Source organism: Pseudomonas wuhanensis (assembly GCF_030687395.1).
Lineage (GTDB): Bacteria > Pseudomonadota > Gammaproteobacteria > Pseudomonadales > Pseudomonadaceae > Aquipseudomonas > Aquipseudomonas wuhanensis.
This window is the reverse complement of sequence record NZ_CP117430.1, coordinates 1,081,991-1,094,071: the sequence shown is the minus strand read 5'-3', so window position 1 is coordinate 1,094,071 and position 12,081 is coordinate 1,081,991. Positions and strand designations below refer to the sequence as shown.

The 12,081-nt window shown below is 61.8% G+C and carries 10 protein-coding genes; 2 read left to right on the top strand and 8 right to left on the bottom strand.

Annotated features, from left to right (window positions below; genetic code table 11):
* Positions 1-13 precede the first annotated feature (13 nt).
* The 8 genes from PSH88_RS05135 to PSH88_RS05100 form a co-directional block, all read right to left on the bottom strand.
* Complete coding sequence (locus tag PSH88_RS05135) at positions 14-1,267, bottom strand: ATP-grasp domain-containing protein (RefSeq protein WP_305425198.1); 1,254 nt, start codon at positions 1,265-1,267, stop codon at positions 14-16.
* Complete coding sequence (locus PSH88_RS05130; protein ID WP_305425196.1) at positions 1,248-2,504, bottom strand: methylaspartate mutase; 1,257 nt, start codon at positions 2,502-2,504, stop codon at positions 1,248-1,250. The genes PSH88_RS05135 and PSH88_RS05130 overlap by 20 nt, the downstream gene beginning before the upstream one ends.
* A gap of 3 nt (positions 2,505-2,507) precedes the next feature.
* Positions 2,508-4,004, bottom strand: a complete 1,497-nt coding sequence (locus PSH88_RS05125; RefSeq protein WP_305425195.1) for a hypothetical protein — start codon at positions 4,002-4,004, stop codon at positions 2,508-2,510.
* Positions 4,001-5,239, bottom strand: a complete 1,239-nt coding sequence (locus tag PSH88_RS05120) for an ATP-grasp domain-containing protein (protein WP_305425194.1) — start codon at positions 5,237-5,239, stop codon at positions 4,001-4,003. The genes PSH88_RS05125 and PSH88_RS05120 overlap by 4 nt, the downstream gene beginning before the upstream one ends.
* 37 nt (positions 5,240-5,276) lie before the next feature.
* Complete coding sequence (locus PSH88_RS05115) at positions 5,277-5,732, bottom strand: cobalamin B12-binding domain-containing protein (protein WP_305425193.1); 456 nt, start codon at positions 5,730-5,732, stop codon at positions 5,277-5,279.
* Complete coding sequence (locus tag PSH88_RS05110) at positions 5,729-6,952, bottom strand: MFS transporter (protein ID WP_305425192.1); 1,224 nt, start codon at positions 6,950-6,952, stop codon at positions 5,729-5,731. Before PSH88_RS05110 ends, PSH88_RS05115 begins: the two co-directional genes overlap by 4 nt.
* Positions 6,945-8,015 carry an LLM class flavin-dependent oxidoreductase gene (locus tag PSH88_RS05105; protein ID WP_305425190.1) on the bottom strand — a complete coding sequence of 357 codons (1,071 nt, stop codon included), beginning with the start codon at positions 8,013-8,015 and terminating at the stop codon, positions 6,945-6,947. The genes PSH88_RS05110 and PSH88_RS05105 overlap by 8 nt, the downstream gene beginning before the upstream one ends.
* Positions 8,016-8,081: 66 nt before the next feature.
* Entirely contained in the window at positions 8,082-9,011 is a 930-nt protein-coding gene (locus PSH88_RS05100) for an asparagine synthetase A (protein WP_305425189.1), read from the bottom strand.
* Between the two features lie 213 nt (positions 9,012-9,224).
* On the opposite strand from PSH88_RS05100, the gene PSH88_RS05095 reads away from it, so the two are divergent.
* Positions 9,225-10,538: an MFS transporter gene (locus PSH88_RS05095; protein WP_305425188.1), complete on the top strand. Its 1,314-nt coding sequence runs from the start codon at positions 9,225-9,227 to the stop codon at positions 10,536-10,538.
* Between the two features lie 64 nt (positions 10,539-10,602).
* Positions 10,603-12,006, top strand: coding sequence for an amidase (locus tag PSH88_RS05090; protein ID WP_305425187.1), 1,404 nt, complete (start codon positions 10,603-10,605; stop codon positions 12,004-12,006).
* Positions 12,007-12,081 lie beyond the last annotated feature (75 nt).

Below are 12,081 nucleotides of genomic sequence, written 5' to 3'. Positions count from 1 at the left end.
GGGGCGTCGGTCATTACAACCAGTCTTTCTCCCATTCACGCCAGGCCTCATGGTCCTGGCGGATTCTGTCGGCGCTCGGGTGCACCAGGAATACGGCACCCGGCGAGCTGTTGAGGTCGATGGTCGGTGTCTTTTGCCGACCTTCGGTGAAACGAAAGCGCGCGCTGTGAAAACTCGGCAGGGCTTCCAGGTGCTTGCGTACATCGAACTGGGCGAAGGCGCCGCTGTGGCGGGCGATCAGGTTCATTCCCCGGGCGTGCTGCTGCAGGCGATAGCGCTTGGGAAAGGACGCCAGCCGTGCCGGTTCGAGGTAGCTGGTGCAGGTCAACGCCACCTGATCGTTGCCGGTGGCCGCTTGCAGCGCGGGCGGATTGGCCAGTCCGGAAAGACGGGCACCGGTTTCCAGCAGGCGCGGGCCGTAAGCCGTGAGGATCACTTCGGTATGGGCCGGGCCATGGGTGATGGCCAGAGCGTCGAGCACGCCTTCGACGTAGTCGACCAGTGCATCAAGCTCCGGCGCATCGGCGGGCAGCAGGTCTTCACGGTCGTAGATCTTGCGACCGTCGGCGCTCAACGTCTTGGTGCATTTCCAGACATCGGTGATCCAGTGCTCGCCCTGATGGCTGACACTGTTGATGACGTACTCGTCGCCTTCCAGGTATTCCTGCAGCAGCAGCGCCCGGTTGCTGCGCATCATCAGGTTGGTTGCGCCGAGAATGCAGTCGATGGCCGCCTGCAGCTGCAGGGCATCGTGGCAGATGAACACGTTATCGGAACCTGCGCTGTCCAGTGGTTTAGCCACCACCGTCGATTTGCCCCGCGCGTTGAACCAGGCCAGCGCCTCTGCGCTTGAGGCGGTACGCAGCTGCGCCGCCACCGGCAAACCGGCAGCGGCGACCTGTTCGGCCATCAGCGATTTGTCACGACGGGCGGCGGAGTATTCAGGATCGTTGCCGGGCAGGCCGAGACGGGCCGCCAGCAAATCCGCCAACTCCACACCGAATTCACTGCCGGTCAACACCGCCGCCGGCGCCTGTGCTGCGAGCTTCTCCAGCAGCGGTTCAAGACCTTCCTCATGCACGCCGTAGTGCTCGCGGAACAGTGATTGCGGACAACTTGCGGCAAAGGCCGGGGGCATGTCGTTGCGCGAACGCACGTGCAGCAGCGGGCGATGCTCCGCCAAAGCCTGGGCCAGCAGCGCGCCGGTGGAATAGGCGTCGACCAGGATCAGCGGCGCCAAGGTGGAGTCAGTGCAAGGGTTGGTCATAACGGCTCACCGTGTAATGCAACATCTGGAACAACTCGGACGAGCTGATACCCGGTCCGATCGAAGAAAGGCCGCAGCTCTGCGGCAACGGCAGGCCACCAACATTGCCCCAGCGCAAGGCGCCGTGCTCGTCAATTCGGGTGGTGGCGCGGCCGGGGTTGTCGGGGTGCAGGCAGTAAGGAATGTCGAGCCGCCCACGGGTGAAGGCCTGGAGCAACGCAACGCCGATATCGGGGTGCAGGTCCAGCACGCTTTCCACCAGTTGCCGCGCCTCGAACAACACTTCCTGGCGATAGCCTTCACTGGCCGGGTCGACCTCCAGCGTGTTGTCAGCGGCGACTTCGGCCGCCATCGACAAGGCTTCGAGGTTGTCCGCCACCGATGGGATCTGCCGGGATTCGGCAACGGTCTTGACGATCAGGCGCTCGCACCCGGCGGCCTGTGTCAGGCGTGCACTGTCATAGATCAGGCGGCGAGCACCGTGACCGGTGGTGGGAAAGACGCCCATGTAGGAATACACCACGACATGCCAGTGGGCGCCGTCCAGATAGTCAGCAGCCAGTTCGCGCAGAGCCTGCAACGCCCCGAAATCCTGAGCCATGGACGTGCCCTGGGCGTAGCTCAGCGAGACACTGCGGATGCCCTGCTGGCGAAAAAACAGGGCCTCAAGCAACGTCATGGCGATCAACATCGACGGCGGGCACAGCTGGCCCAGCAAACAACCGCCGAAGCTCTCGATGTGGCCATGAGGGGTGGCATCGGCCAGCAACTGGCAACTCTCTGCCCAAGCCTCGACCGCCCGAGCCAGTGGCAAGCGACTGTAGGGCATGCAATAGGACACAGGGCCGCCTTCGGTGGCATCAAGCCCGAGGGCCGCCAGCCGCTTGAAAACATTCTGCGGTTGAGCCGTGCCATGGCGGACCTGGATCGGGAACGACGGGCCATAGAGCCCGTCGAGCATACCCCGCACCGCTTCCAGCGGATGGCTGATGATCGGGAAACCGTTCAGCGGGCTGTCGCTGTTCAGGCACTGCAGCGCGCTCTGGTAATCACCGACCCGGGTGTAGCTGTCCAGGGTGATGGTCCCGATCGTGGCACAGGGCAACCCGGCCACCGCGGCCAACCCGGCGCGCATCGGCGCCAACCCACCGAAGCCCATGCGCGGTTGCACCACCAGTTCGCGCCGTTCCCGGGCCTGCTCGATGAAGCGCTGGAAATGACCTCCTGTCATGTTCATCACTCAGCGTCCCGACACCAGTTCGACCACGTTTTCACCCGTGGCAGGGTCGAAGCGTGTTATCCGCCCCTTGTGCGGATCACCGGCGCGAACCCGGGCGATCAGGCTGCTGTCGCTGTCGAAATCGATCTGCTGATGGGCATACAGGCTGCGCAGCGCCGGCAATGGCAAGCCGCTGACCTGATTCAGCCAGAGGCTCAGGGCACTGTCGTGGCGACTACCGGCCAACACCAGGTGAAGGTCCTCCAGATCTGCCAGGCGCTGAGGGTGACAGGCGGTGATGAAGCTCGACAGCTCGCGTCCACGATCAACGAAGGGCGCGAACTGCAGGCAGGTCAGCTGTGTCTCGTCGAGCCCGAACGCCTCGCTGGCGAAGCGGTTCGCCAGCGCCCGACGCGCATCCTTGCCTTCGGCACCGGCGTAGGCCGACATTGCCAGGTCGATCAGGCGCTGGGGCATTTCCTTTTTGCGCATCAGGCCCTGGGCCAGTTCCAGGTATTCGCTGATACCGTCGTGGTAATGACGGCCCTGCACGTACTGCGCCTTGAGTCCGCGAAAGTGCGCCATCAGCATGGGGTTGGCGCAGTCCGATTCGGTGAAGCTGAACGCCAGCTCTTCGAAACGGAAATCGAGAAACTCGGTAATCAGTTCCCAGTGGTCTTCCACCCGGTAGCTCACCAAGTCGTAGATGCTGATGAAGTCCGGGTCGGCGCTTTCGCTGCCGCTGGCCACCCGACGTTCAGCCCGCTGCTCGTCGAAGCCCTCGCCGAACAGTTCGACGAAATACACCTGGGCCACGCCATCGAGCGCCTGGAGCAGGCCGCGAAAGCCTTGGCGCCGACACTCGTCGACGTTCAGCCCCAAACGTTGGGCCAGACGCATGATCCAGGTGAAGTAATGCTTCTGTTCCTTGCGCGAATCACCGGTGACCACGGCATCGACGCCGCCCTGCCACCAAGCCGCGCGCCCGTAGAAGTCGGCGACCGCCAGGTTGCAGCTGTTGCAGAACGTGGGGCGGCCGTCGCCGGCGGTACGATGACCATTCATCAATACGTCGAAACGGTTCATCGCGCGCACCTGCTCAGGGAACGGCAAGTGACGTTCGAACGGTCGGATCTGCTGGTGATCGACCACCAGCATCTCGACCCGGAGATCGTCATACAAGTGCAGGGCCCGGTAGACCCGGTCGATGTTCGCCATGACCGCGTCCGGGACTCCGGCGTGGCGCATATTGGCAATGCGCAGGAAGAAGGTGCGACCGTGCAATACGTTCAGGTGCAGTTGCACGGCGCGGATCAGCGACACGGTGTAGGAACTGTCCTTGCCGCCGCCGTAAGCCACCATCAGCTTGTAGTCCGCGAGCCCGTCAAGACCGCCGGCGGCATCGATCAATCGCTCGCCCAGGGTGGCGACGGCACGCCGGTCCACCGCGCTGAGGTAGCTATTGAGCTCGCCGAGCAAGGAGGCGTCGGCCATTTCAGGGGTAATGGCAATGTTCATACCGGTTCAGCCTGGAAGTGAAAGTTGTTGATCGCATGCTGGATGTCGTACTCGATATCCGCTTCGCTCGCGTCGGTAAAAATGAAGCGACCGCTGTGCAGCGCGTCGTAGCTGCCGCCAGCTTCGAGGATCTGCCCGGGCCGGGGCAGCAATTCTCGCCAGAGCGAGTTCAGGTGCGGGCGCAGCGATTGCGCCTCGATCACTCGGCACGGCAATTGCGCCGGTTTGGGGACGACCAGCCAGCCGCCGCTGGGGTCAGCCGGGATCGTCGGCAAGGGCACCTTTTCACCGGCCAGCCCCTTGAGCCAATGCTCATAGAGGTTCACGCCGAAGACTTTGTTGATCAGGTGTGGCACCTCGGCGCCGCCCACCCTGGCTCCCACTTCGAGGAACACCAGCGAGCCATCCGCCTCGACGAATATTTCCAGGTGAAAGGCGCTGCTGCGCAGGTTCAATGCCCGCAGGCAAGCCTCACTGAAAGCCTGGATCCGGGTACGCAGCTCCGAGGATTGCAGGATCACTGACCCCAGTGGCTTGGCGCTGGCGAAGTCCAGGCAACTGTTGATATAGCGCGACACCACCTGGAACGGCACCGCGCCGCTGTCATCGGTGAAACCGTCGATGTGATAGGTCTGGCCCTGGATGAAGGCCTCGACCTCATAGCGCCCCAGGTCCACTTCGCTAAGTATCGCGCGCAGGGCTTGGGCGTCCTCGACCTTGACGACGCCGATGCTGGCGGCGCCATCCACCGGTTTGACGATCACCGGATAGCCGACCGCATCGGCGAAGTCCAGCGCCTGCTGCACGTCATCGCAGCGAACGAACGGTGGCACCGGCAAACCGTGTTCCTGGAGTACTTCTTTCATTCGCGCCTTGTCGCGATAGACCGCCACCTGCTCCGGCCCGTGGCCAGGAATGTGCAGCGCTTGGCGTACCCGCGCCACGATCTCCAGCGTGAACTCCGACAGCGCAATCAATTGATCCACGGGGCCGACGCGGTCGATGACTTCCTGAACGCCCGCCAGCAATTGGGGGTACTGATTGACGTCATCGACCTGTACCAAGTGGGCGATATGGTCGCGGGGGGCCAGCACCCCCTCGGCACCAGGGCCGTCGACCACATAGCTGATCCGGTGCCGCTGATGATCGAAGAACTCTTCGTAGCGGGTCAGTTCATTGTCCCAGCGACTGGGGTCCTGGAAGCGCGGCCAGCGATTGACGATAACGATATGCATCGATTCGATCCTGTGAAAAATAAAAAGAGGGCTGGACTCAGGTCCAGCACGGCGCCGTGCCGGTACCCAGGACGAGCGCAGGTTTCGAGCGTTCGAGGGTATTGAGATAGTTTTCGAAGTGCTCGATGGCGTCGGGGCCGATGAACACTTCGTTGAAACCGGCGGCCAGCAGCTCTTGGCGAACCGCCCGCGTCTGGTCTTCCGAGGTGGTCAACTTGCCGCCGATGACACAAGGCAGATCCGGATGTTGCTGGCGCACTTGGCGAATCAGCTCTAACCCCTGGAAATGCCCATGACCATTGACGCTACTGACCACCAGCAATTGCGTGCGCCGGAGCTCCAGGGTGGCGAGAACCACCTCCACCGGGGTGCAACTGCCGAGGTTCTTGACGTTGAAACCGTGCTCCGCCAGCCACAACTGCAGATAAACCAGGTTCCACATGTGCGAATCCGATTCGACGGTTGCAATCAGGCAGTGTTGTGATCCTTTCATTGCGTTGCCTCCATGGCTGAGGGGGGAAAGTCCAGGGCGGCGCGAAACCGCCGGGTGGTCAGGTTGAACAGCAAGGCACCGGGGATGGTGAGCAGCAGCGCGATGGCCAGAATCAACGTCTGGACCCCATATTCATGGCCGATGCTGGCGGTCAGAAGGCCACCCAATGGGTAGGACAGCAGGTTGACCAGGTAGAACGGGCCCATCACCTTGCCCAAATGGTCGGCGGCAATCGCCTTGATGCGCTGGGTTCGGTTAAACACGTTGAACAAGGCGCAGCCGGCCATCGCCAGGAGAAAACTGATGGCATAGAGCACCACGCCACTGGCCAGGCCCATGCAGATCAGGCCCAGGCAAAGCAAGGCAAAACCCAGTGTGCCTAGACGGTAGATCGACATCCGCGCCAGCAGCCTTGGCACCAAAATGAAATTGAGCAGGCCCAGTGCACCGGCGCCAGCGTTCATCAAACCAAAGACCCCGTCGGCGGCGCCAAATACACCACTGATGACAAAGGCGTTGGCGCTCAGGACGCAGGCGAAAGCCAGGTTGATGGTGAAGTTGAGCAGTGCCAGGGACAGGACCGGCGGATTGTTCAACAACAGACTCCAGCCCAGAGCCAAGTCCTTGCGGATGCTTTTCGGCGGGCTGGCTGACTGGGTATTGGGGAGACCTTTCCAGCACACACCGGCCACGGCGAATGCCAGCGCCGCCAGACCCAGAAGCAGGCGCTTGTCGGCGTACATCGCCAGCAGTGCCGCCAACGCCGGACCCAGCGCCATGGCCAGCAGCTCCATGTTTTGCACCAGGGACTGGCAGTGGGCCAGGCGTTCGGGGCCGGCGATCAGCGGTACGCTCTTTTCCACCGCCATGCGCACCGGAGCCATCAGCAGCGAGAGCACGATGCCGTTGCCGATCAGGGCCCAGACAGTGAGCGTTGGCGCATACCAGCAGACCCCGACGGTCAACCCCAGGCTCAGCGCCCGCGCGGTATTGGCGTGGCGGAACAGCAGGCGCCCGCCGAAGCGGTCCGCCAGCAATCCGGCGAACGGATAAGCCAGCAGTGCCGGTAGCCATTCCAGAGCAAACGCCACACCGGAGTAACGGACATTGCCGGTGAGCTGGAAGATCAACAACGGTACTGCGAACAGCACCGTTTGTTCCGCCAGCAAGGCGAACAGCAGGCCGGCACCGAAACGGCGCAGCCGGACGGTTTCATGCATGCTGGCTTTCCAGTTCTGCCTCGAGCTTGCGCAGACGTGGCAATACATGGCGGCAGAAACCGCGCATTTCGTCACGGGTAGGCCAACCAGAAAAGATGAACTCGCTGACCCCTACTTTTTTGTATTCCAGCAAATACTCGGCAACTTCCTGATAGCTGCCGACCACGCACAGCGCCGGACCGCCACGATAGGCCACGGCACCGGACCAAAGCATTGGCGACAGCCAATCGTGCTCGGCCTTGTCGGCCAGGCGGAACGAGGTCTTGACGGCTTCGGAGTCGCAACGTCCGACGAACTGGCGAACCCATTCGCGATGCTGCTCATCGGGGTTTTCCATCATGCTTTCAACAGCCGACAAAGCTTCCTCGCGGGTTTCGCGAGCCAGCACGTGCATGCGAATCCCCACCGAGCAACCGGCCTCGAGCACTGCCCGGCTGGCCTCGGCAATACCTTGCGGCGTGTCGCCGTAGCGTAACCAGCAATCGCTGTGTTTCACGGCAATCTGCTGGGCGATCTCCGAAGCGCCGCTCAGATAGATGTGTGGGCGTTCGTTGTCTTTGTACGGCAATCCCAATTGCGCTTGCTCGATACGGTAATGAGCGCCGTGATGGGTCAGGGGCGTTTCGCCTTTCCAGAAACGATGCACGATCTCGAGGAATTCGCTGGTGCGTTCATAACGTCCGTCGTGGGCCACGAAGTCGCCATAAAAGGCTTGCTCATCAGGGGAAATACCGGCGACCAGGTTCAATGCGATGCGCTTGTCGGACATCCACGACACGGTATTGACGATCTGCGTAAACAGCGTCGGCGGCAGCAGGCCGGGGCGATACGCCAGGATGAATTTGACCCGGCTGGTCTCGCGCACCAGGGCGCCGATCATGGGCAGTGGGTCGGGCATGTGGTAGCTGATGCCCATCAGCAACGAGTCAATCCCCAACTCATCGGCTTCCTGGGCGAAGTCGACGATACCGGCAAAGTCCAGGGCGCCGGTGTTGTATTTCTCGGAAGCCTTTTGTTGACCGCTATCGAGCGGTGAGCACCAGTGGATACGCAACGCGGGCATGGTTTTTCTCCAGAGCAGCGCCTGCCGCCACCTGAAGGGCGGGGGCAGCGCAAAAGTGACGGTGGGTCAGAACAGGAAGTTGGTATCGACAGTGCGGTCGAACAGCGCGACGTCGCGGATACGGCGCTTGCCGCAGATGAATTTCAGCAGTCGCTCGATCCCCAGCCCGCCGCCGGCGCTCGAGGGGAGCAAGCCGCGCTTGGCGACTTCGAGGTAATTGGCGAAGGGCGCAAGGTCCATCGACAACTCTTCCATGCGGTAGATGATCTGCTCGTACTCGAACTCACGTTCGGCACCAGACAGCGCTTCGCCGTAGCTATCGGGATAGATCAGGTCGTAGTTGTTGTACTGGCCGCGCTTGCCGGGTGTTTCACGGTCATAGAATTCCCGGCGGTAGTTGGTGACGAAGAACGGCGTGTGGGCCTTGGCCGACATGATCTTCTCGAAGTCGTCGCCATACTCGGCGCGCAACTCGTCCGAGCTGTAGATCGGAAAATTCGTGTCGTAGTGCGGCAGATGGCGGTTGAGGTGGACCAACTGGGCCGAGCAGTGTTGCCTGACTTCGGCGAAGGTGTGCTTGATCAAGCCTTCGATCAGCGCCATGACCTGGTGCATGTTGCCGTCACGTATTTCGAAGTCGAATTGGGAGAATTCCAGCAAGTGGTTCTCCGAATCCTTGATCTCGGCTTTTTCCAGGCGAATGTTCGGCGCCACGATAAAAATCTTGTCGTGCCCCCTGGCGGTCAATGCCAGCTGTTTATGGAAGATCATGCTGGCGGTCAGTTTCAGGCGCCGCGTTTCGTATTGAAGCTCTGCGGGGTACACCGCATGGTTTAACGGATCGGTGATGGGCGACATGAGGATGGGCATCAACTGTTTGAAGTCGCGCTCCAACAAATACTGTTGCAATGCCTGCAGCACGCGACCGCGGATAATCGCAATCGCTTCAACGTCCGGGTGATTAAAATCGTCGAAATTACGCTGAATTTCTTCCATGTTGCGCTCAATGTCCAGGGATAGGAAGTGCCCGATTATTGGTTAAACGCAAGAAAACTCAATGTACAGATTTGCCCTAAAAAGCAACCCAGATGCATTGTCTGGTTGTCCCGACCGGTAATTGGATGGACCATTGCCGGCTAGATACCTGATGGCATTATCGAATGCTGTTTCAGACGCGAACTTTCATGAGTACCTGTTCAGAGTCCCTTTATGACGGCCCCTACTTATCCACAACCCGGTCGCTTTTCCCGGTCTGACTACAAGACCCTGGGCCTGGCGGCGCTGGGTGGTGCGCTGGAAATCTACGATTTCATCATCTTTGTGTTCTTCGCCCTGACCCTCAGCCAGCTGTTCTTTCCACCTGAAATGCCGGAGTGGCTGCGCTTGCTGCAAAGCTTCGGGATTTTCGTCACCGGCTATCTGGCACGCCCGCTGGGCGGCATCCTGATGGCGCACTTTGCTGATCGGGTGGGACGCAAGCGGGTGTTCAGCCTGAGCATCCTGATGATGGCTTTGCCCTGCCTGTTGATCGGGATCATGCCGACCTATGAACAGATCGGTTACTGGGCTCCCTTGATCCTGCTGCTGTTGCGAGTGCTGCAAGGTGCCGCGGTGGGCGGCGAGGTGCCGAGCGCCTGGGTGTTCGTGGCCGAGCATGCCCCGGTCGGGCATCGGGGCTATGCCTTGGGAGTGTTGCAGGCCGGATTGACGTTCGGCTATTTGCTGGGAGCCCTGACCGCGACCCTTCTAGCGCGGATCTACAGCCCCGCCGAGATCCTCGACTTCGCCTGGCGTTACCCCTTCCTGCTCGGCGGTGTATTCGGGGTGATCGGGGTCTGGCTGCGGCGCTGGCTGAGCGAAACCCCAGTGTTCATGGCCTTGCAGGCGCGACGCGAGATGGATGCGGAGCTGCCGTTGCGGACGGTATTGCGCGATCACCGCACCTCCATCCTGCCGGCGATGCTGTTGACCTGTGTGTTGACGTCGGCGGTGGTGGTGCTGGTGGTGATCACCCCGACCGTCATGCAGAAAAGCTTCGGCATGAGTGCCAGCCATACCTTCGCGCTGAGCAGCCTGGGCATTGTGTTCCTGAATATCGGCTGTGTGCTGGCGGGGTTACTGGTCGACCGGATCGGCGCCTGGCGCGCGGTACTGGTTTATAGCCTGCTGCTGCCGGTAGGGACAGCGCTGCTCTACGCCAGCCTGATCAGTGGCGGCTACTGGATCAGCGTGGCCTATGCCGTGGCCGGCCTGACCTGCGGCGTAGTGGGCGCGGTGCCGTCGGTGATGGTGAGTTTGTTTCCGGCACGGATCCGGGTGTCCGGCATTTCCTTTACCTACAACATTGCCTACGCACTCTGGGCCAGTACCACGCCGCTGCTGCTGATCGGCCTGATGCCGTGGAGCCCTTGGGTTTGCGTAGGCTATTGCGTAATCATGGGTGCCGTCGGGGCGCTCATGGCATGGTTCTACGGTTTGCGCTCATCGTCCCCGGCTGACGTTTCGGTGGTGCCAGGCGCTTGAGCCTGGCCCTTTCGCGCCGCCGCTCGCGGCGCTTGCCCCTGAATATCAAAGGACGGTTATCGGCATGAGCTGCGTCAACGATTTGCATGATCTTTCGGCGGTGCAACTGTTGGTGTTGTTCGCCAGCAAGGAGCTGTCGCCGCTGGAGTATTACGACCATTTGCTGGCCCACATCGAGCGCTGGGAACCCCATATCAACGCGCTGTACGCCTTTGACCCGCAACGGATCCGGGAACAGGCGGCCGCCGCCAGCGAGCGCTGGAGCCGGGGCCAGCCCCGCGCAATGCTCGATGGTTTGCCCGTGACGCTCAAGGAGTTGATCGCGACGCAAGGCGACTGCATTCCCCTGGGTTGCGCCGCTACCGAATCGACCCCGGCCACCGTCGACGCGCCACCGGCGGCGCGGATGCGTGAGGCCGGGGCGATTGTCCTGGGCAAGACTACGGTGCCGGACTACGGCATGTTGTCGTCGGGGCTGTCGAGTTTCCACGGTGTGACACGCAATCCCTGGAACCTGGCGAACAATCCCGGTGGCTCCAGTGCCGGCGCGGCGGCGGCGGCAGCGGCCGGCTATGGCCCACTGCATGTCGGCACCGACATCGGCGGTTCTGTCCGTTTGCCCGCAGCCTGGTGCGCGTTGGTGGGGTTCAAGCCGACACTCGGGCGCATTCCCATCGATCCGTATTACACCGGCCGTTGCGCCGGGCCCATGACCCGCAACATGGACGACTGCGCACTGATGATGCGCTACCTGTCCCGCCCCGATGCGCGGGATGCCACCAGCCTGCCACCGGAACAAGGCGATTGGGCACTGGGACGGCTGTCGGTCCAAGGGCTGAAAATCGGCCTGATGCTCGACCCCGGTTGTGGCATTCAACCGGACGAACAGGTGTGCTCGGCGGTCCGGGAAGCGGCTCGCCTATTTGAAAGCCAAGGAGCTCAGGTACGTCATATCCAGCCACTGATGGATCGCGCCGTGCTCCAGGGCCTGGATCATTTCTGGCAGGCGCGACAGTGGAGTCAGTTGCAAGCCCTGAGCCCCGAGCGGCTGGATCAGGTCTTGCCCTACATACGCGACTGGGCGGCGGCGGCCGAACATCTGACCGCCGTGCAGGCAGTCGAGGGGTTCAACCAGACGTTCGAAATCCGCCGCCGGGCAGCCGAAGTCTTTCAAGATGTCGACCTGGTGTTGTCGCCGACCAACCAGGTCAGTGCCTTTGCGGCTGAATGGGCTTCGCCCACCAATGACCCGCGGCGGCCGTTCGAGCACATTGTTTTCACCGTGCCATGGAACATGGGCGAGCAGCCGGCGCTGTCGATCAATTGTGGCTTTACCGACCAAGGCATGCCAATCGGCCTGCAGATGATTGCCCCGCGTTTCGCTGATCAGTGGTTGCTTCAGCTCGGCAAAACCTATGAGAACTGGCGCGGCACGATTCGGCACTGGCCCAGCCCGCCGCCTCGCTGAAGTGTTTTGTCGCCCTGTGGGAGCGTGACTGCCCGCGAAGAACGATAACGCGTAATCGCTGAAAAACCGCGGTGC